This is a genomic window from Streptomyces sp. NPDC059917 (assembly GCF_042730635.1).
Taxonomy (GTDB): domain Bacteria; phylum Actinomycetota; class Actinomycetes; order Streptomycetales; family Streptomycetaceae; genus Streptomyces.
This window is the reverse complement of the sequence record NZ_JBHWLC010000080.1, coordinates 1-21,342: the sequence shown is the minus strand read 5'-3', so window position 1 is coordinate 21,342 and position 21,342 is coordinate 1. Positions and strand designations below refer to the sequence as shown.

Annotated in this window: 11 protein-coding genes; 7 read left to right on the top strand and 4 right to left on the bottom strand. The window is 73.7% G+C overall.

Features of this window, described 5'->3' with window-relative positions; all coding sequences use genetic code 11:
• Positions 1-3: 3 nt before the first annotated feature.
• The 3 genes from ACFWAR_RS32440 to ACFWAR_RS32430 all read right to left on the bottom strand — a co-directional run bounded on the left by ACFWAR_RS32440 (position 4) and on the right by ACFWAR_RS32430 (position 7,529).
• Positions 4-3,480, bottom strand: coding sequence for a UvrD-helicase domain-containing protein (locus tag ACFWAR_RS32440; protein WP_385785013.1), 3,477 nt, complete (start codon positions 3,478-3,480; stop codon positions 4-6).
• 77 nt (positions 3,481-3,557) lie between these two features.
• Positions 3,558-6,956: an ATP-dependent helicase gene (locus ACFWAR_RS32435; RefSeq protein WP_385785010.1), complete on the bottom strand. Its 3,399-nt coding sequence runs from the start codon at positions 6,954-6,956 to the stop codon at positions 3,558-3,560.
• A gap of 225 nt (positions 6,957-7,181) precedes the next feature.
• Complete coding sequence (locus tag ACFWAR_RS32430) at positions 7,182-7,529, bottom strand: MGMT family protein (protein WP_385785007.1); 348 nt, start codon at positions 7,527-7,529, stop codon at positions 7,182-7,184.
• A 119-nt stretch (positions 7,530-7,648) separates the two neighbouring features.
• Here ACFWAR_RS32430 and ACFWAR_RS32425 point away from each other — a divergent pair, with 119 nt between their 5' ends.
• Entirely contained in the window at positions 7,649-10,546 is a 2,898-nt protein-coding gene (locus tag ACFWAR_RS32425) for a YbhN family protein (RefSeq protein WP_385785005.1), read from the top strand.
• Between the two features lie 497 nt (positions 10,547-11,043).
• Here the strand turns inward: ACFWAR_RS32425 and ACFWAR_RS32420 are convergent, their stop codons facing one another.
• A complete protein-coding gene (locus tag ACFWAR_RS32420) occupies positions 11,044-11,847 on the bottom strand; it encodes a YwiC-like family protein (protein ID WP_385785002.1) in 804 nt (267 codons plus the stop codon).
• Between the two features lie 205 nt (positions 11,848-12,052).
• Here ACFWAR_RS32420 and ACFWAR_RS32415 point away from each other — a divergent pair, with 205 nt between their 5' ends.
• The 6 genes from ACFWAR_RS32415 to hemG are packed head-to-tail and all read left to right on the top strand — an operon-like array spanning position 12,053 to position 21,306.
• On the top strand, positions 12,053-15,712 hold the full coding sequence (locus tag ACFWAR_RS32415) for a nitrate reductase subunit alpha (RefSeq protein WP_385785000.1): 3,660 nt from the start codon (positions 12,053-12,055) through the stop codon (positions 15,710-15,712).
• 4 nt (positions 15,713-15,716) lie between these two features.
• Positions 15,717-17,246: a nitrate reductase subunit beta gene (narH, locus tag ACFWAR_RS32410; protein ID WP_385784997.1), complete on the top strand. Its 1,530-nt coding sequence runs from the start codon at positions 15,717-15,719 to the stop codon at positions 17,244-17,246.
• Complete coding sequence (narJ, locus tag ACFWAR_RS32405; protein ID WP_385784994.1) at positions 17,243-17,956, top strand: nitrate reductase molybdenum cofactor assembly chaperone; 714 nt, start codon at positions 17,243-17,245, stop codon at positions 17,954-17,956. Before narH ends, narJ begins: the two co-directional genes overlap by 4 nt.
• The gene (narI, locus tag ACFWAR_RS32400; RefSeq protein WP_385784991.1) at positions 17,956-18,681 is read left to right on the top strand and encodes a respiratory nitrate reductase subunit gamma; all 726 of its coding nucleotides are present in this window, start codon (positions 17,956-17,958) and stop codon (positions 18,679-18,681) included. Before narJ ends, narI begins: the two co-directional genes overlap by 1 nt.
• The gene (locus ACFWAR_RS32395; RefSeq protein WP_385784988.1) at positions 18,678-19,874 is read left to right on the top strand and encodes a TIGR04053 family radical SAM/SPASM domain-containing protein; all 1,197 of its coding nucleotides are present in this window, start codon (positions 18,678-18,680) and stop codon (positions 19,872-19,874) included. Before narI ends, ACFWAR_RS32395 begins: the two co-directional genes overlap by 4 nt.
• A gap of 55 nt (positions 19,875-19,929) precedes the next feature.
• Entirely contained in the window at positions 19,930-21,306 is a 1,377-nt protein-coding gene (gene hemG, locus ACFWAR_RS32390; protein ID WP_385784985.1) for a protoporphyrinogen oxidase, read from the top strand.
• Positions 21,307-21,342: the final 36 nt, after the last annotated feature.

The window sequence follows — 21,342 nt, the reverse complement described above, 5'->3', positions numbered from 1 at the left end:
AGCCTAACCGTCCGTCTGTGGGGCGCCGTCCGTGTCCGTTTCGCCTTGGAGGATCCGCTCAAGACGGGCCCTGGTCGGCAGGTTCGCGGGCCGTATCACCCGGCCGCTGCGGACGTGCAGGAAGGCGACGGTGATCCGGTCGAGCGGGGTTCCGGTCGCTTCCGCCCAGGCCAGGCGGTAGACGGCGAGCTGGAGCGGATCGGCCTCGGCGGAGCGGCCGGTCTTCCAGTCGACGATCTCGAAGCTGCCGTCGTCATTGCGGTAGACCGCGTCGATCCGGCCCCGGACGACCCGGCCCGCGAGGGTGAACTGGACGGGCACCTCCATCCGGTACGGGGTGCGCTCGGCGTACGGGCTGCGCTCGAAGGCGGCTTTCAGCGCGTCCAGGTCGCGCTCGTCGGCCACCTCCTGGTCGGAGCCGGGCAGCTCGGTGACCGGGTCCAGTACGTCGAGCAGCGGCAGCGGCAGGTCGTCGAACCGGGACTCCACCCAGGCGTGGAAGCGGGTGCCCTGGCGGGCGGCGGGCTGCGGGGGCTTGGGCAGCGGGCGCGCGAGGTCGCGGACGAAGCCCTCCTCGTCGGCGGCCAGGCGCAGGAGCTGGCTCGCGGAGAGGGTGGCGGGCAGTTGGACGTCGCGGACGGCGGCGCGGGAGCGGCGCAGCTCGCCCTCCAGGGCGTCGAGGTCCCTGTCCCAGGAGGTGAGGGTGCGGGTCTCCTCCGGAGTGAGGTCGGGGTCGGGGGGCGGGGCCGCCGCTGCCTGTGCCGGGGCCTCGGGGGTGGGTGCGGGTCCGGGGCCCTGCGGGGCTTCGGGGCTCCGCCCCGGACCCCGTTCCTCGAACGCCGGAGGGGCTGGAACGGCTTCGGCGAAGGGGGCTTCGTCGTCCGGCCAGGGCGGGGGTTCTTCGTCCGGCCAGGGCTCTTCGCAGTCCGGGGGCCAGAGGTAGTCGTCCTGCGGGGCCGGGGCGGGCTCGGGGGCGGGCGGGTCGGCCAGGTAGGAGGCGACCAGGGCCGCCGCGCGGCGGCGCAGGGCCAGGGAGTCCGGGTCCAGCGGGAGCGGCCAGGAGCGGTCGGGGGCGTCGGCGGTGTCCAGGGCCGGGTTCACGGCGTCCGGCTCGGGCTCCTCGGCCCAGGCCTCGATCTCGCCGAAGCCGGCCGCGCAGTGGTCGTACAGGTCGGTCAGGAAGGAGGAGGGGCCGCGGCGGCGCTTCTGGGTCGGGCCCCACCAGTGGCCGGAGGCCAGCAGCAGGGACCGGGGGCGGGTGAAGGTCACGTAGCCGAGGCGCAGCTCTTCGGTGGCCTGGTGGGCGCGCAGCTGTGCCTTGAAGTTCTTGAGACCGGCCGCGGTCCACTCCGGGTCGGCGGGCAGGGTCTCGGCGTCGCCGCGCAGGGAGTGCGGGAGGACCTTCGCGTACGAGGTCCAGGACTCGCGGGAGCGTTCGCTCGGGAAGGCGCCCGCATACAGCCCGGGAACGGCCACGACGTCCCACTCCAGGCCCTTGGACTTGTGGGCGGTCAGCACCTTGACCGTGTTCTCCCCGCCGGGGAGGGCCTGGTCGAGGCCCTTCTCGTACTGGGCGGCGGTGCGCAGGTAGGCGAGGAAGGCGAGCAGCGTGGCCTCGCCGTCGAGGGCGGCGAAGCCGGCGGCCACGTCCATGAACCCGGACAGGGTCTCGCGGCGGCGGGCGGCGAGCGCGTGCGGGGACGCGGACAGCTCGACGTCGAGCCCGGTGGCGGCCAGCACCCGGTGCAGGACGTCCATGAGCGGGTCGGACAGGGCCCGGCGCAGGTCGCGCAGCTCTTGGGCGAGGTGCGCGAAGCGGACCCGGGCCTCGGCGGAGAAGGGCAGCGCGTCCTGCTGCGGGGCGTCGCCGAGGAAGCTCTCCAGGGCGTCGGCCAGCGAGACGACCTCGGCCGGGTCGACCCCCTCGACGGCCGCGGCCAGCCGGTGGTCCGGGTCGTCGCCCGTGGCGGGGGCGCGGGCGACCAGCAGCCGGGCGCGCTGGCCGAGGAGGGCCAGGTCGCGCGCGCCGATCCGCCAGCGCGGTCCGATCAGCAGCCGGACGAGGGCGGCGTTGGCTCCGGGGTCCTGGAGCACCTCGCAGACGGCGACCAGGTCGGCGACCTCGGGCAGGTGCAGCAGCCCGGACAGGCCCACGACCTCGACGGGGACGTCCCGGGCCACCAGGGCGGCCTGGATCGCGGCGAAGTCACCGGCCGAGCGGCACAGCACGGCGATCTCGCCCGGTTCCTTGCCGGTGCGCACCAGGTGGGCGATGGAGTCGGCGAGCCACTCCAGCTCCTGGGCGTGCGTCTCCAGCAGGGCGCAGCGGACGAAGCCGTCGCGCTCGGCGCCGGGCGCCGGACGCAGTGCCTCCACGCCTTCGTGCAGGGACCGCAGCGGCGCGGCCAGGCCGTTGGCCAGGTCGAGGAGGCGGCCGCCGCTGCGCCGGTTCTCGCTGAGGGAGAGCCGGGTGGCGGGGGCGCCGTCGGCGTGCGGGAAGTGCTCGGGGAAGTCGTCGAGGTTGGCGACGGAGGCGCCGCGCCAGCCGTAGATCGCCTGGCAGGGGTCGCCGACGGCGGTCACGGCGTGGCCGGTGCCCCCGCCGAAGAGGCCGGACAGCAGCAGCCGCTGGGCGACCGAGGTGTCCTGGTACTCGTCGAGCAGGACCACGCGGAACTCCTCGCGCAGCAGCGCGCCGACCTCGGGGCGGGTGGTGGCCAGCTGGGCGGAGCGGGCTATCTGGTCGCTGAAGTCGAGCAGGTCGCGGGAGGCCTTGGCGGCGCGGTAGCGGTCGACCAGCTCCAGCAGTTCGAGCCGGCCGCGGGCGGCCTCGGGGACCTTGCGGAGGTCTTCGTTGCCGAGCTTGACGTCGGCGAGGGCGTCGAGGAGGGCGGTGTCGTGGACGCGCAGCTCCGCCGGGTCGACCAGGTGCTCGGAGAGCTCGCTGTCCAGCGCGAGGAGGTCGCTGACCAGGTCGGGGACGGACTTGGTGAGCGAGGGGTAGGGGCCGGGGGCCTCGCGCAGCACGCGGGCGGCGAGCTGGAAGCGGGTGGCGTCGGCGAGCAGTCGGGAGCTGGGCTCCAGCCCGATGCGCATCCCGTGGTCCTTCAGGAGCTGCCCGGCGAAGGAGTGGTAGGTGGAGATCCGGGGCTCGCCGCCGGCCGTGTCGTCGGCCGGCGAGGGGTCGGGGTCGCTGATCCCGGCCCGCGCGAGGGCCGTCCGTACCCGCTCGGCCAACTCGCCCGCGGCCTTGTTCGTGAAGGTCAGGCCGAGGACCTGCTCGGGGGCGACCGTGCCCGTACCGACCAGCCAGACCACGCGGGCGGCCATGACGGTCGTCTTGCCGGAACCCGCGCCCGCGACGATCACCTGGGGGGCGGGCGGGGCGGTGACGCAGGCCAGCTGTTCGGGCGTGAAGGGGATCCCGAGGAGCTGCTTGAGCTGCTCGGGGTCGGTGAGGACGGGCTGACGCGCGGACACGTAAAAAGGCTAGCGGGCCCCACCGACAGGCCCGACCGGTCGCCTCCGCCCGTGCGCTGCGCGCTACGCGCTACGCGCTATTCGACGGTCTGGCGGCCCTCGGGGCGGGCGCTGCAGGCCGCCCGGAAGGAGCAGCGGGAGCAGTGGTCGCCGGTGGCGGGCGCGAAGCGCTCGTCCAGGACCCGGCCCGCCGCGGTGGCCAGCAGGTCGCCGACCCAGTCCCCCGCCGGGCCGCCGCCGAGCGGCTGCTGGGCCTGCACCTTGGGGACCTCGTCGCCGCCGTCCTTCTTCGCCGCGCCCTGGCGCAGCTGGACCAGTTCGGCGCCGCCCGGTTCGGGGCGGCGGCCGTCGAAGACCTCGTCGACCGCGCCCTCGCGCACGGCGAGCTGGTAGACGGCGAGCTGCGGATGGCGTTCCACCTGGTCGCGGGTGGGGGCGGCCTTGCCGGTCTTGAAGTCGACGACGTACGCCCGGCCCGCCGCGTCCGTCTCCACGCGGTCCATGGAGCCGCGGATGCGGACCTCGTACTCGCCCGCGCCCAGGGTCACGTCGAAGCCGTGCTCGGTGGCCACGGAGGTGCGCCCGCCGCGGTCGGAGTTGTGCCAGCGGATGAAGCGCTCCAGGGCGGCCCGGGCGTTCTCCTTCTCCTGGCGGGACTTCCACGGCGCGTCGAAGGCGAGGGCGTCCCACACCGAGTCCAGGCGCTCCATCAGGACGGCGAGGTCGGCGGGGGTGCGACCGGAGGCGACCTCGTCCGCCAGGACGTGGACGACGTTGCCGAAGCCCTGGGCCGCCGACGACGGGGCGTCCGCCTTGACCTCGCGGCCCAGGAACCACTGGAGGGAGCAGGTGTTCGCCAGCTGGTCCAGGGCGCTGCCGGACAGCGCCACGGGCCGGTCCCGGTCGCGCAGCGGGACCGCGGCCCGGGTGGGCTCGTACAGGCCCCACCAGCGCTGCGGGTGCGCGGCCGGTACGAGCGGGCGGTCCTCGTCGTCGGTGAGCGCGGCGAGCCGGGCCAGGCGCCGGGCGGCGGCGTCGCGCAGCGCCTCGGAGGCGTCCGGGTCGACGGTGGTGGCGCGCAGCTCGGCGACCAGGGCCGGGACGGCGAGGGGGCGGCGCGGGCGGCCGGTGACGTCCTTGGGGACGACGCCGAGTTCGGTGAGGAAGCGGGAGGGCTGGTCGCCGTCCTCCGCGGGGGCCTTGACGGCGGTCACCACGAGGCGCTCGCGGGCGCGGGTGGCGGCGACGTAGAAGAGGCGGCGCTCCTCGGCGAGGAGGGCGCCCGGCGGCATCGGTTCGGCGAGGCCGTCGCGGCCGATCCGGTCGGCCTCCAGGAGCGAGCCGCGGCGGCGCAGGTCCGGCCAGAGGCCCTCCTGCACTCCGGCGACGACGACGAGGCCCCACTCCAGGCCCTTGGAGCGGTGCACGGTCATGAGGCGGACCGCCTCGGGGCGGGTGGCGCGGTGGCTGAGGGTGTCGGCCGCGATGTCCTCCGCCTCCAGCTGTTCGAGGAAGTTGAGGGCGCCGCGGCCGCCGGTACGGTCCTCCGCGCGGGCGGCGGTGTCGAAGAGGGCGCAGACCGCGTCGAGGTCGCGGTCGGCGTTGCGGCCGGCGGCGCCGCCGCGGCGGGCGCCCCGCTCCAGGCGCTGCGGCCAGGGGGTGCCGTCCCACAGGACCCACAGGGCCTCTTCGGCGGTGCCGCCGCCCTGGAGCAGCTCGCGGGCCTTGCGCAGGAGCGTGCCGAGGCGCTGCGCTCCGCGGGCGTAGGCGGGGTCGTGCGCGGTGAGGCGTTCTGGTTCGGCGAGGGCGCGGGCCAGGAGGACGTCGGAGGGGGCGGGGACGGGTGTGCCGGCGGCCCGTTCCTCGTCGCGCAGGGCCCTTCCCAGGCGGCGGAGGTCGGTGGCGTCCATGCCGCCGAGGGGGGAGGCGAGCAGGGTGAGGGCGGCCTCCACGCCGATCCACCCGACGTCACTCCGCCCCGCCGCGGCGGCGTCCGGCTCCGCGTACGAGGGGCCCTGCGGGTCCGTTCCTGCCTCCGGCGGCGCCTCAAACGCCGGCGAGGCTGGAACGGGCGGGGTCGCAGCTGCCAGCGAGGCTGAGTGGGCCGGGGTCGCAGTCGTCGGCGCGGCTGGATCGGCTGGGTGGGCGGGGGTTGCGGCCGTGCGGAGGGCGGTGAGGAGGGGGGTTACGGCTGGTTCGTGGCGTAGGGGGGCGTCGCCGCCGTCGGTTTCGGCCGGGACGCCCGCGGCGACGAGGGCGCGGCGCATCGCGGGCAGGGTGCGGCCGCCGGAGCGGACCAGGACGGCCATGTCCTGCCAGGGCACCCCGTCCTCCAGGTGGGCCCGGCGCAGGATGTCGGCGATGTTCTCCAGCTCGGTGGCGGAGGTCGGGTAGGTGTGGACCTCCACCCGCCCGCCCTCCCGCACGGCCCGCAGCTCGCGGTGCGCGCGGACCGCGGCGGCCGGGAGCCGGGTCATCGGCATCCGGGTGGTGAGCAGCCGGGTGGCCGCGAGGAGTCCCGCACCGGAGCGGCGGGACACGGTCAGGGAGCGGATCCCGGCGCCGGGGAAGACCGAGGCGAAGTCCAGGATGCCGTTGACGTCACCGCCGCGGAACGCGTAGATCGACTGGTCCGGGTCGCCGAAGGCGACCAGGGTGCCGGCGGGACCGTTCAGCGCGCGCAGCAGCCGGACCTGGGACGCGTCGGTGTCCTGGTACTCGTCGACGTAGATCGCGTCGTAGGCCGCGGACAGCTGCGGGGTGCGCTCCGCGAGCAGCACCGCACGGTGCAGGAGTTCGGCGTAGTCGAGCGTGCCCTGCATGTCCAGGACGTCGAGGTACTCGGCGAGGAAGGCGGCGGCGGCCTGCCAGTCGGGGCGTCCGGTCCGGGAGGCGAAGGCCGCCAGCGCGGCCGGCCCCAGTCCCAGCTCGCGGCTGCGGGCGAGGACCGCCCGCACCTCGTCGGCGAATCCGCGCGTGGTGAGCGCGGCCCGCAGGTCGTCGGGCCAGCGGATCGACTTCAGCGCGCGCTGGCCCTCGAGCAGGGCCCGTACGGTCACGTCCTGCTCGGGGCCGGACAGCAGCCGCAGCGGTTCCGTGAAGAGCTCGCTGTCCTGGTGGGCGCGGACCAGGCCGTAGCAGAAGGAGTGGAAGGTGGTGGCCTGCGGGGCGCGGGCCCCGCCGAGCCGCAGCGCGGTCCGGTCGCGCAGTTCCACCGCCGCCTTGCGGCTGAAGGTGAGGACGAGGATGCGGGCGGGATCGGCCCCGGCCTCGACCCGGGCCGCGACCGCCTCGACCAAGGTGGTCGTCTTCCCGGTGCCCGGTCCGGCGAGGACCAGCAGCGGCCCGGCGGCGTGGTCAACCACGGCCTGCTGCGCTGCGTCCAGGACAGGGGGATCCACCTGCGCCGGTCCGCCGCGGACCAGCCGGTACGCGTGCGGGGCCCGCGTACGACGGTCCGAAGGAGAGCTGATCACGTGGGGTGCCGGTCCTGGTGGGTCTGGGTTCGTGGGTGCGCGGGGCGGCCTGCGCGGCGCGGGCGAAGGCTCAACGCTACGGCAAGCGGGCGACCCCGCGCAGTCTCCCCGGGGGCCCCGCGTCCCCCGTACGGGCCTGTGGGAGCCCACCCGCACGTCCGATGGCCGAAGCTGGCAGGTGTGACCCTGCACACGCCCGCGCCAGGGCCCGGAGCGAAGCGGACGTCAACCGTCCGCCGCCCGGTGTCCGTCCCAGCGCGCGCGTTTCATGTCGAGGCGCGGCACGTGCCCCGCGGCGGCCCGGGAGGCCGCGCGCAGCGGTGTGCCCTCGTCCCGGTAGTGCGCCAGCGCGCGCGGTTCGCTGCCGGGCAGCAGGACCCCGTCCGAGCGGACCACGCGCCACCACGGGACCGGGCCGCCGTAGAGCGCCATGACGCGCCCGACCTGGCGCGGGCCTCCTTCGCCGAGCCATTCCGCGACGTCCCCGTAGGTCATCACCCGGCCGGGCGGGATCTCCTCGGCGACGGCGAGGACTCGTTCCGCGTACTCCGGCAGCTCGGGTTCATCGCTCATGCGGCACATGCTGCCGCACCCCGCGCCCGGACCACCGAAACGGTCCCCTCCGGTGGGACGCGCACCCTGCTGCCTCGCGCCCCCGCTCCGCCGTGCCACCATCTTCCGGGCGGTGACTGGTGATACGTGATCAAGAAGAGACGGATGTGACGGCGAAGGAGCAGGGTGTGAGCCCTCCCGAGAGCAGTCCGGACGGCCCTCCAGGCCCTTCGGGAACCCCCGGCTCCCCGGACTTCCCCGGAGATGGAGCCGGTCCCGGTCCCGGGGCGGGAGCACGGCGTGCGCGGGCGGACGCCGCGGCGCGGGCGGACGGCGCCGCCGCTCCCGCGCGCCCGGACGCCGTCCGGCCGGACGCCGCGGCCCCGGAGACGAGCACGACCGCCGCCACCGCTCCCGCCGCCACCGCCGCCGACCGGGTCGACGTGGACGAGCCCCTGCTCGCCGCCCGCGTGCACCGGCCCTCCGACCTGGTCCGGCTGCTCGTCGGCATCCTCGGCATCGCCATCGTCCTCGGCATCGCCGCCTTCGCCCACGGCACGACCGTCGGCCTGGAAGCGGACATCAACAAGGGCACCGGTCAGGCGCCCGACCTGCTCATCAAGGTCGCCGGGCTGGTGTCGAGCATCGCGATCCTGCTCGTGCCGGTCGCCTTCGCCATCGAGCGGTTGATCAAGCGCGACGGTCTGCGCATCGCCGACGGCGTGCTCGCCGCCGTGCTCGCGCACGGCGTGACCCTCGCCATCGACCTGTGGGTCTCGCGCACCGCGCCGGGCACCATCCGCGAGGCCCTGACCCGCCCCACCGGCATCGGCGAAGACCTCACCGATCCCGTCCACGGCTACCTCGCGCCCGTGATCGCCTACATGACCGCCGTCGGGATGACGCGCAGACCCCGCTGGCGCGTGGCCCTGTGGGCCGTGCTCCTCCTCGACGCCTTCGCGATGCTCGTCGGCGGCTACACCACCCCCTTCTCGATCATCCTCACCGTCCTCATCGGCTGGACCGTCGCCTACGGCACGCTGTACGCCGTCGGCTCCCCCAACGTCCGGCCCACCGGCCAGAACCTCCTCGCGGGCCTGCGCCGGGTCGGCTTCCAACCGGTCAGCGCGACGCGCGCCGAGGTGCCGGAGAGCCCGGAGGGCAAGGAGGTCTCGGAGCAGAACGACCGGGGCCGCCGCTACCACGTCACGCTGGCGGACGGGCCGCCGCTGGACGTCACGGTCGTGGACCGCGAGCAGCAGGCCCAGGGGTTCTTCTACCGGGTCTGGCGACGGCTCACCCTGCGCGGGATCACCACTCGGCGCAGCCTCCAGTCGTTGCGCCAGGCGCTGGAGCAGGAGGCGCTGCTCGCGTACGCGGCGATCGCCGCAGGGGCGAACGCGCCCCGGCTGATCGCCACCTCCGAGCTGGGGCCGGACGCCGTGATGCTCGTCTACGAGCACCTGGGCGGCCGGACCATGGACTCGCTCGCCGACGAGGAGATCACCGACGAGCTGAGCCGCAACGCCTGGGAGCAGGTGCGGGCCCTGCAGTCGCGACGGATCGCGCACCGGCGGCTCACCGCGGACGCCCTCGTGGTGGATCGTTTTGGCAACGTCATCCTCACCGACCTGCGCGGCGGCGAGATCGCGGCCGGCGACCTGGTGCTGCGGATGGACATCGCCCAGCTGCTGACCACCATCGGCCTGCGGGTCGGGGCCGAGCGTTCGGTGGCCTCGGCGCTGCAGGTGCTGGGGCCGGACGCGGTCGCGGACTGCCTGCCGCTGCTCCAGCCGATCGCGCTGAGCCGCTCCACCCGGGCCACCCTGCGCAGGCTGGCGCGCGAGCGCTCGACCCGCGAGCGGGAGGCCGTACTGGAGACCTCGCGGCTGGCCAAGGCCCAGCGCGAGGCGGAGCGCGAGGCCGATGCCGCCGCGCGGCGCTCCTCCAAAGCCGTCTCCAAGGCGGAGACGAAGGCCGAGCGCAAGGCCGAGAAGCGGGCGCTGGACGAGGCCCTCGACGAGGCGCGCGAGGAGGACCTGCTCAGCCAGATCCGTCGGCAGGTCCTGCTGATCCGTCCGCAGGCGCCGGTGGAACCGGCCCGGCTGGAGCGGATCAAGCCGCGCACGCTGGTGTCCTTCATCGCGGGCGCGGTGGCGGCGTACTTCCTGCTGTCCCAGCTGACCCAGGTCGACTTCGCGACCACCTTCGGGCAGGCGCGCTGGGGCTGGGTCGGGGTGGTGCTGGCCTTCTCCGCGCTGACCTACTTCGCGGCGGCCATGAGCCTGTTGGGCTTCGTGCCGGAGCGGGTGCCCTTCCTGCGGACCGTGTGCGCGCAGCTGGCCGGGTCCTTCGTCAAGCTGGTCGCTCCGGCGGCGGTGGGCGGGGTCGCGCTCAACACGCGCTTCCTCCAGCGCTCGGGGGTGCGGCCGGGGCTGGCGGTGGCGAGCGTCGGCGCCTCGCAGCTGTTCGGTCTGGCGAGCCACATCCTGCTGCTGCTGTCCTTCGGCTATCTGACCGGGACCGAGAACACCACGCAGATGACCCCGTCCCGGGCGGTCATCGCGGGGCTGCTGACGGTGGCCGTGCTGGTGCTGGTGGTGACGGCGATCCCGTTCCTGCGGAAGTTCGTGGCGACCCGGGTACGGGCGTTGTTCGCCGGGGTGGTGCCGCGCATGCTGGACATCCTCCAGCGGCCGCAGAAGCTGATCACGGGCATCGGCGGGATGCTGCTGCTGACCGCCTGCTTCGTGATGTGCCTGGACGCCTCGGTCCGTGCCTTCGGCGGGGGCGAGGCGCTGAGCCTGGCGAGCATCGCGGTGGTCTTCCTCGCGGGCAACGCGCTGGGGTCGGCGGCGCCGACGCCGGGCGGTGTGGGCGCGGTGGAGACGACGCTGACGCTCGGGCTGATCGCGGCCGGGCTGGAGAAGGAGATCGCGATCTCCGCGGTGCTGTTGTTCCGGCTGTGCACCTTCTGGTTGCCGGTGCTGCCGGGGTGGATCTCGTTCAACTATCTGACCCGCAAGGAAGCCATCTAGTTCCGGCGGCGGGCGGGGATCGGGCGCGGGCTCCGTTCCGCGGGCCCGTGGCCCCCGCCTCCCCCCGACGCCTCCGGCGGGGGCCCTCAAACGCCGGGCGGGCTGGATGTGTCGGCCCCCCGCGCCTCCGGCGGGGCCCTCAAACGCCGGGCGGGCTTGATACGGCCCGGGCCTCCGCCGCCGGGCGGGCTTCACGTGGCGCGGGCCTCCGCCGCCCGACTGGGGTGGCCAATTCAGCCCCGCCGGCGTTTGAGGCGCCGCCGGAGGCACGGCGGGCCGCACCCGGGCGGGCGGGCTTCATGTGGCGCGGGCCTCCATCGCCGACTGGGATGGCCGATCCAGCCCCGCCGGCGTTTGAGGCGCCGCCGGAGGCACGGCGGGCCGCACCCGGGCGGGCGGGCTTCATGTGGCGCGGGCCCCCGTCGCCGACTGGGGTGGCCGATCCAGCCCCGCCGGCGTTTGAGGCGCCGCCGGAGGCGCGGCGGGCCGGGGGCGGGTTAGAAGGTCAAGGTGAGGGTGGTCAGGAGGAGGGCCGAGGCGGCCAGTTCCGCGGCGCCGACCACCGGCGGCTTCAGGGCCCGGCCCGGGAGGGCGGCGGCGCGGGCCAGGTAGAGCGCGAAGGGGAGGGCCAGCCAGGGGCTCAGCCAGGCGGCCGCCACCAGCGCCACCGCGTGGTAGGCCACCGAGCCACGGCGCCAGGCGGGCGAGTTGCGCTCCCGGATCATCGTCTTCACGTACGGGACGGTGCCGCCGAAGTACAGCAGGCAGGCCAGCGCCGCCCGCCCGCCGTCGGCGAGGTCCCCGCCGCCCAGGCGCAGGGACACCAGCAGCATCCCGCAGGCCGGGACCACCGCCGCCAGGCCGTTCCACAGGGCCCGTTCGCGGTTCTGCCGCGCCGCGTACGTGTTGACGGCGACGAAGGGCGCGGCCGCGGCCCCCGCCCACAGCAGCCACGGGTGCAGGGCGGCGAGCGGCAGCCCGAGCAGCGCGCAGCCCGCGCCGAAGACGAGCCCCGGCCGCACGTGCCGACCGGCGGCGCGCGGATTGCGCGAGTGCCGCCGCAGCCGCAGCCACTGCTGGCCGTGGAAGACGGCGACGTAGCCGAGCAGCCAGGCACCGAAGAGCGCCGCGTGCGCCGCGCGGGGCCGCGGCGCGAGCAGGACGCCGACCAGGAACGGCACGGCGAGCATCGCCCACGCCCCGTGCTGGTCCGGCAGCCAGCGCCGCGCCCACGAGCGCCGGGGCGCGGCGGGGCGCGGACGCGGACGCGACCCGCTCCGGGGTTCCGTTTCCAGTCGCACGGGTCGACCCACCACCTAATTGGCATGAATGCGCGTAATTAACCTGAGCCGTCGCGGAATTGACGCCTTTCCAGAATGCATCCGATCGGCCCGCGAAACTCCGGCAGATGGTCACCCCCCTCCGGGACCTTTGTCACCGGATGCGGCTATTCCACGGGCGTACGGTCGTTCGGGGATTCGAATTTGCGAGGGCCTGGAGGTCGCGTTGCAGGAGCATCAGGGTGCCGCCGAGCAGTTGATCAAGGCGGGCAGCTTCTTCAGCCGGGCCGAGGTCTCGGACGACCTGCGTACGGTCCACCGGACCGGAGGCCGGGCCGCGGAGGCGTTCTACCGCGACCGTTGGAGCCACGACAAGGTCGTGTACTCGACGCACGGCGTGAACTGCACCGGTTCGTGCCGCTGGAAGGTCTACGTCAAGGACGGGATCATCACCTGGGAGACCCAGGCCACCGACTACCCGTCGGTGGGCCCGGACCGCCCCGAGTACGAGCCGCGCGGCTGCCCCCGCGGGGCCTCCTTCTCCTGGTACTCCTACTCGCCGACCCGGGTCCGCTACCCGTACGTCCGCGGCACGCTGCTGGAGATGTACCGCGAGGCCAAGGGCCGCCTCGGCGATCCCGTCGAGGCCTGGGCCGACATCCAGTCCGACCCCGAGCGCCGGCGCCGGTACCAGAAGGCCCGCGGCAAGGGCGGTCTGGTGCGCGCGACCTGGGAGGAGGCGACCGAGCTGGTCGCCGCCGCCCACGTGCACACCATCAAGGAGCACGGCCCGGACCGGGTCGCGGGCTTCTCCCCGATCCCGGCGATGTCGATGGCCTCGCACGCGGCGGGCGCCCGCTTCCACTCCCTCATCGGCGCGCCGATGCTGAGCTTCTACGACTGGTACGCCGACCTCCCGGTGGCCTCGCCGCAGGTCTTCGGCGACCAGACGGACGTGCCGGAGTCCGGTGACTGGTGGGACGCGGCCTACCTGATGATGTGGGGCTCCAACGTCCCGGTCACCCGCACGCCGGACGCCCACTGGATGACCGAGGCCCGCTACCGCGGCCAGAAGGTCGTCACGGTCTCCCCCGACTACGCGGACAACACCAAGTTCGCCGACGAATGGATGCACCCGCACCCCGGTACGGACGGCGCCCTGGCCCTCGCGATGGGCCACGTCATCCTGAAGGAATTCTTCGTCGACAAGCAGACGCCGTTCTTCACGGATTACGTCCGCCAGTACACCGACCTCCCCTTCCTGGTGTCCCTGCGGGAAACGGAACAGGGCCTGGTGCCCGGCAAGTTCGTGACCGCCGCCGATCTCGGGCACGACACCGAGAACGCGCAGTGGAAGACGGTGCTGATCGACGACGTCACCGGTGAGCCGGTGGTTCCGAACGGCACCCTCGGTCACCGCTGGGGCAAGAACGAGAAGCCCGAGTGGAACCTGGACCTCGGGGACACCGTGCCCCGGCTGACCCTCCTCGACGACGGCCCGGACACGGTGGAGAGCGTCGCGGTCACGCTGCCGCGCTTCGAGGACGACGAGCGCGGCGGGGTCATCCGCCGCGGCGTGCCGGTGCGCCGGCTCGGGGACCGGCTGGTCACCACGGTCTTCGACCTGATGCTCGCGCAGTACGGGGTGGCCCGCGAGGGGCTGCCCGGCGAGTGGCCCGCCTCGTACGAGGACGCGAGCCAGCCCGGCACCCCCGGCTGGCAGGAGTCCCTGACCTCGGTGCCCGCCGCCCAGGCGGCCCGGGTGGCCCGCGAGTTCGCCGAGACCGCCGAGCAGTCGCAGGGCCGCTGCATGATCCTGATGGGCGCGGGCACGAACCACTGGTTCCACTCCGAGACCATCTACCGCGCCTTCCTCGCCCTGCTCACCCTCACCGGCTGCCAGGGCCGCAACGGCGGCGGTTGGGGCCACTACGTCGGCCAGGAGAAGTGCCGCCCGGTCACCGGCTGGGCCACCCTGGCGGCCGCCTCCGACTGGTCGCGCCCGCCGCGCCAGATGATCGGCGCCGCCTGGTTCTACCTGCACACCGACCAGTGGCGCTACGACACCCTGCCCGCCGAGGCGCTGGCCTCGCCGCTGGGCCAGGGCGCCTTCGCCGGCATGACCGGCTCCGACTGCCTGGCCGCGAGCGCCCGGATGGGCTGGATGCCCTCCTACCCGACCTTCGACCGCAACCCGCTGGAGCTGGGCGAGGCCGCGGACCCGGTGGCCAGCGCGGTGGAGCAGCTCAAGAGCGGCGAGCTGGGCTTCGCGGGCGAGGACCCGGACGCTCCCGGCAACTGGCCGCGCGTGCTGAACGTGTGGCGCGCCAACCTGCTGGGCTCCAGCTCCAAGGGCAACGAGTACTTCCTCAAGCACCTGCTGGGCACGCACTCCAACCTGCCCGAGGACGGGCCGCGCTGCACGCCGAAGGACGTCACCTACCGGGACGAGGACGTCGAGGGCAAGCTCGACCTGCTCATGACGATGGACTTCCGGATGACCTCCACGACGCTCCTGTCGGACGTGGTCCTCCCGGCGGCGACCTGGTACGAGAAGCACGACCTGTCCTCCACCGACATGCACCCCTTCCTGCACGCCTTCACCCCGGCGGTCGACCCGCCGTGGCAGGCGCGGTCCGACTACGACGCCTTCAAGACCCTGGCCGAGCGATTCGGCGCGCTGGCCAGGACCCACCTGGGCGTGCGCAAGGACCTGGTGGCCACCGCCCTCCAGCACGACACCCCGGGCGGCGAGATGGCCCAGCCGGGCGGGGTCGCGCTGGACTGGTCGAAGGGCGAGTGCGAGCCCGTACCCGGCCGGACCATGTACAACCTCCAGGTCGTCGAGCGCGACTACGGCGCGGTCGGCGAGAAGTTCGCCGCGCTCGGCCCGCTGGTCGACACGCTCGGCGTGACGACGAAGGCCATCACCTTCGACGTCGCCGAGGAGATCGACTACCTCCGCGCGAAGAACGGGACGGTCCGCGGCGGCGTCGCCGACGGCCGCCCGCGGCTGGAGACCGCGCAGCAGGCCTGCGAGGCGATCCTCTCGCTGTCGGGCACCAGCAACGGCCGCCTGGCCACGCAGGGCTTCGAGACGCTGGAGAAGAAGGTCGGGACGCACATGGCCCACCTGGCCGCCGAGGCCGAGGGCAAGCGGATCACCTTCGCCGACACCCAGGCCCGCCCGGTCCCGGTGATCACCTCGCCCGAGTGGTCGGGCAGCGAGGCCGGCGGTCGCCGCTACACCGCCTTCACGGTCAACACCGAGCACCTCAAGCCCTGGCACACCCTCACCGGCCGCCAGCACTTCTTCATCGACCACGACTGGCTGCACGAGGTGGGCGAGTCGATGCCCGTCTACAAGCCGCCGCTGAACATGCACCAGTTGTACGGGGAGCCCGAGCTCGGGGTCGTCGACGAGGGCAAGACCGTCGCCGTGCGCTACCTGACCCCGCACAACAAGTGGGCGATCCACAGCCAGTACCAGGACAACCTCTACATGATGACCCTGGGACGCGGCGGGCAGACGGTGTGGATGTCCCCGCAGGACGCCGCGGCGATCGGGGTCGCGGACAACGACTGGATCGAGGCGGTCAACCGCAACGGCGTGGTCACCGCCCGCGCGATCGTCTCCCACAAGATGCCGCCGGGCACGGTCTACATGAACCACGCCCAGGAGCGCACGGTCGGCGTCCCCAAGACCGAGAAGACGGGCCGCCGCGGCGGCATCCACAACTCGCTGACCCGGGTGATGCTCAAGCCCACCCACCTCGTCGGCGGCTACGCCCAACTGACCTGGGCCTTCAACTACCTGGGCCCGACCGGCAACCAGCGCGACGAGGTGACGGTCATCCGCCGCCGCGACCAGAACGTGGAGTACTGATCAGATGCGCGTGATGGCACAAGTGGCCATGGTCATGAACCTCGACAAGTGCATCGGCTGCCACACCTGCTCGGTCACCTGCAAGCAGGCGTGGACCAACCGGCAGGGCACCGAGTACGTCTGGTTCAACAACGTCGAGACCCTCCCCGGCCAGGGCTACCCGCGCCGCTGGGAGGACCAGGAGAAGTGGAAGGGCGGCTGGGAGCGCACCCGCTCCGGCAAGCTGCGCCTGCGGGCGGGCGGCCGGCTCGCCAAGCTCGGCAAGATCTTCGCCAACCCGGACCTGCCGGAGATCTCCGACTACTACCAGCCCTGGACGTACGAGTACAAGAACCTCACCGAGGCCCCGGCGGGCGACGACATGCCCACCGCCCGCCCGGTCTCGCAGGTCACCGGCGAGCCGATCGACAAGATCGAGTGGGGTCCCAACTGGGACGACAACCTGGGCGGTGCGCCCACCCACGCCCCGCTCGACCCGATCATCGAGAAGATCCGCGACGAGGTCGGCGAGAAGATCCGCTTCGAGTTCGAGCAGAGCTTCATGTTCTACCTCCCGCGGGTCTGCGAGCACTGCCTGAACCCGGCGTGCGTCTCCTCCTGTCCCTCGGGCGCGATGTACAAGCGCGAGGAGGACGGCATCGTCCTGGTGGACCAGGACCAGTGCCGCGGCTGGCGGATGTGCGTCACCGGCTGCCCGTACAAGAAGGTCTACTTCAACCACCAGACCGGCAAGGCCGAGAAGTGCACGCTGTGCTTCCCGCGCATCGAGGTCGGCATGCCGACGGTCTGCTCGGAGACCTGCGTCGGGCGGATGCGCTACCTCGGCGTGATGCTCTACGACGCCGACAAGGTCGCCGAGGCCGCGGCCGTCGCCGACGAGCACGACCTCTACCCCTCGCAGCTGGAGTGCTTCCTCGACCCGCACGACCCGGCCGTGGCGGCCGCCGCCCGGGCCTCGGGCATCACCGAGGAGTGGCTGGACGCGGCCCGCCGCTCCCCGGTCTACGACCTGATCGCCACCTACCAGGTGGCCCTGCCGCTGCATCCGGAGTACCGGACGATGCCGATGGTCTGGTACGTCCCCCCGCTCTCCCCCGTGGTCGAGGCGGTCGCCGCCACCGGCAGCGACGGCGAGGACGCGGGCAACCTCTTCGGCGCCATCGACGAGATGCGCATCCCCGTGGAATACCTCGCCGAACTGATGACCGCCGGTGACGCCTACCCGGTGCGGGCGGTGCTGCGCCGGATGGCCGCCATGCGCTCGTACATGCGGCGGATCAACCTCGGCGAGGACCGCGACGAGTCGATCGCGGCGGCCGTGGGCCTGACCGGCCTGGAGATGGAGGACATGTTCCGGCTGCTGGCCATCGCCAAGCAGGAGGACCGGTTCGTCATCCCGACCGCCGCCCGCGCCGACGCGGACGCGCTCGCCGAGAGCCACCCGCTGGATTCCACCTGCCCCGTGGGCGAGACCCCGGGATCCGCGCCCGCGCGGGTCCTGCTCAACATCAGCCCCACGAGGAGGACCCCGTGACTCCGGACGCCGTCGTACGACTGGTCGCGAGCTGTGTGCTGCAGTATCCGGGAGACTACTTCCATGACGAACTCCCCCGGCTCCGTGCGGCCCTGGCCGGGGCGCCCGCCGAACAAGCCGCCAGGCTCGGCTCCTTCCTCGACGAGACGGAGGCGCTGACCCCGATCGAGCTGTGCGCCCGGTACACCTCGACCTTCGACACGCGCAACCGCCGCTGCCTCTACCTCACCTGGTGGGTGGACGGGGACACGCGCCGCCGCGGGCTGTCGCTGGTCCGGCTGAAGCGGATCTACCGGGACTTCGGGCTGGAGTACACGGGCGAGGAACTGCCCGACTTCCTGCCCGTGGCGCTGGAGTTCGCCGCCCGCACCGAGGAGGCCGGCACCCGGCTGCTCCAGGAGCACCGGGCCGGGCTGGAGCTGCTGCGCCTCGCGCTGACCGAGTCCGACTCGCCGTACGCGCGGGTGCTGGAGGCGGTCTGCGCGACGCTGCCCGGCCCCTCGCCCGAGACCCGGGCCGAGGCCAAGGCGCTCGCGAAGAACGGGCCGCCGCAGGAGCTGGTGGGCGCGGGCTCGGCCCTCGAACCCTTCGGCCCGGGCCTGGACATGCCCTCGGACCTGCCCGTCGACCTCCCCCTGGGCCGGCCCACCGACCTGCCCTGGCCCCAGGCCCCGAAGCGGCCGATCGAGATGAAGGACGCGGTGGCCTGATGGACCTCCTCCTGTGGGGCGTACTGCCGTACGTCTCGGTCGCCCTGCTCATCGCGGGCACCTTCTGGCGGGCCCGGTACGACAAGTTCGGCTGGACCACCCACTCCTCGCAGCTGCACGAGTCGCGGCTGCTGCGGATCGGGTCGCCGCTCTTCCACTTCGGCATGCTGTTCGTGATCATGGGTCACGTCGTGGGCCTGCTGATCCCGAAGAGCTGGACCGACGCGGTGGGCCTGAGCGACCACGCCTACCACCTGCTCGCGATCTCCACCGGCACGGTGGCGGGCGTCGCGGCCGCCGCGGGCATCGGGGTGCTGGTCTACCGGCGCTTCAAGGTCCCCGCCGTCCGCAAGGCGACGCTGCGCAGCGACCACCTGATGTACGCGTTCCTGCTCGGCGCGATGGTCCTCGGCCTGACGGCCACGATCCTCAACTCGACCGGCATGACGAACGACTACAACTACCGGACCGGCATCTCGCTCTGGTTCCGCAGCCTGTTCACCTTCCAGCCGGACTACCACCTGATGGCGGGCGCCCCGCTCGCCTTCCAGCTGCACATCCTCTTCGGCTTCACGCTCTTCGCGCTGATCCCGTACTCGCGGCTGGTGCACATGTTCTCGGTGCCGCTGAAGTACCTCTTCCGCCCGTACGTCGTCTACCGCAAGCGGGATCCGAAGCAGCTGGCCAACCGCCCGAGCAAGCGGGGCTGGGAGCGCGTCTCGTGACCGGCGCCCCGCGCACCGTCGTGCGCAAGCCCGTGCACGCGGTATCCGAACGGCCCTTCATCGTCATCTGGGAGGCCACCCGGGCCTGCCCGCTGGCCTGCCTGCACTGCCGGGCCGAGGCGCAGACCGCCCGCGACCCGCTGGAGCTGGACGGAGCGGACGCCCGCCGGGTCATGGACCAGGTCGCCGCCTTCGGCAAGCCCGGTCCGCTGTTCGTGATCACCGGCGGCGATCCCTTCCAGCGCCCCGACCTCACCGAGCTGGTCGCGTACGGCACCGGGCTCGGCCTGCGGGTCGCGGTCTCGCCCTCCGGCACGCCGACCCTCACCCGGGAGAACCTGGTCGCCGTCCGCGAGGCCGGGGCGATCGCGCTGTCCCTGTCGCTGGACGGGTCGACGGCCGAGCGCCACGACAGCTTCCGCGGGGTCGACGGGGTCTTCGACTGGACCCTGGACGGGTGGCGCACGGCCCGGGAACTCGGGCTCAAGGTGCAGATCAACACCACGGTGACCCGCGAGAGCCTGGAGGACCTCGCCGACATCGCGGCGGTGGTCCGGCGCGAGGTCGCGATGTTGTGGTCCGGCTTCGTGCTGGTACCGACGGGCCGCGGCGAGCAGTTGGCGTCCCTGACCCCGGAGGAGATCGAGGACGTACTGCACTTCCTCTACGACTGCGGCGCGGTGATGGCCACCAAGACCACCGAGGGCCACCACTTCCGCCGGGTCGCGCTCCAGCGCACGATCCTCGACGCGAAGGGCGAACGCCCGCGGCTCGGGCCGCTGTACGAGCGGCTCACGGCCCGGGCGCACGAGCTGGGCGTCTTCGACGGCGCGCGGCGCACGGTGCGCAGGCCGCCGATGGACGTCTCCTCGGGGCGCGGCTTCGTCTTCATCTCGCACACCGGCGAGGTGCACCCCAGCGGGTTCCTGCCGGTCTCGGCGGGCAACGTGAAGAACCACGCGCTGGCCGACATCTACCGGGGCTCGGCACTCTTCACCACGCTGCGGGATCCGGAGCTGTTGCGCGGCAAGTGCGGGGCGTGCGAGTTCAAGACGGTGTGCGGGGGTTCGCGGTCGCGGGCCTACGGGTTCACCGGAGACGTGCTGGAGGCCGACCCCTACTGCGCCTACCGGCCGGGGAGCTTCCCCCATCAGGACGAGTTGCGGGTCCTGACCGAAAGCATGAGGCACTGACGCACCGGATTCCCATATGTTTCATATGGGAACATATCGGCCACAGGAGAAGACAATGCGATCAGTGATCGTCGTCGGTGGCGGCATCAGCGGCCTGGCGGCCGCCTGGCAGCTGCGCGGACGGGCGGACGTCACCGTCCTGGAGAGCCACGCGAAGGTCGGCGGCAAGCTGCGGACCGGCACCATCGCGGGCATCGCCGTCGACGAGGGCGCGGAGTCCCTGATGGCCCTGCGGCCCGAGGCCGTCGAGCTCGCGGCGGCGGTCGGACTCGCGGACGCGCTGTGCGATCCCGCGCAGGCCCCCACCACCATCTGGACCAACGGCGGCCTGCGGCCGCTGCCCGCCGGGCACGTCATGGGCGTGCCCACCGATCCGGCCGCCCTGACCGGCACCGGACTGCTCTCCCCCGCCGGTGTCGCCCGGGTCGCGGCCGAGGAGACCCTGGAGGCGCCCGCGCTCACTGGGGACTGTTCGGTGAGCGCCTACCTCGCCTCCCGGTTCGGCCAGGAGGCCGTGGACCGGCTGATCGAGCCCCTGCTCGGCGGGATCTACGCCGGGCGCGCCGACCGGCTCTCGCTGCGCGCCGCGATGCCGCGGATCGCGGCCCTCGCGGAACAGGGCGGGCCGCTGCTGCCGGCGCTGCGCCGGATGCGGGCGGCGGGTGCGCCGCGCTCGGCGGCCGTCGCCGTCCAGGGCGTGACCGGCGGCACCGGGCGCTTCCCGCAGGCGGTGGCCGACGCGTGCGGTGCGCGGATCCTCACCGGTACGACGGCCCGCTCGCTGCAGCGGACGCCGGCGGGGCGGTGGCGGGTGCTCGCCATGACGGACGACGGGCCGCTGACCATGGAGGCGGACGCGGTGATCCTCGCGCTGCCGGCCTTCGCGGCGGCCGAGCTCCTGCGGCCGCACTCGCCGCTGGCCGAGGCCGAGCTGTCGGGCATCGCGCACGCCTCGACGGCCGTGATCACGATGGCCTTCTCCCGGGCGCAGGCGCACTTCCTGCCCCAGGGCAACGGGTTCCTGGTGCCGCCGGTGGACGGGCACACCCTGAAGGCCGCCTCCTTCCTCTCCAACAAGTGGTCCTGGCTGGGAGCTTCGGCGCCGGACACCTTCGTGTTGCGCGCCTCCATCGGGCGGATCGGTGACGAGGAGCTGCTGGACCGGCCCGACCGGCACCTGGTGCGGACCGCGATCGCCGAACTCCACCACGCGGTGGGGCCGATGGGCGAGCCCGTCGCCACCCGGGTGACCCGGTGGGACCGGGGGCTGCCGCAGTACGGGGTGGGGCACCGGGAGCGGGTGGCGCGGATCCGCGAGGCCGCCGGGAAGTTGCCGGGGCTGGCGCTGTGCGGGGCGGCGTACGAGGGCGTCGGCGTGGCGGCCTGCGTAGCCACCGGCCGCGCCGCCGCCCACACCATCCTCCCCACCTGACCGGCCCCACCCTCAGCCCCGCCGGCGTTTGAGGCG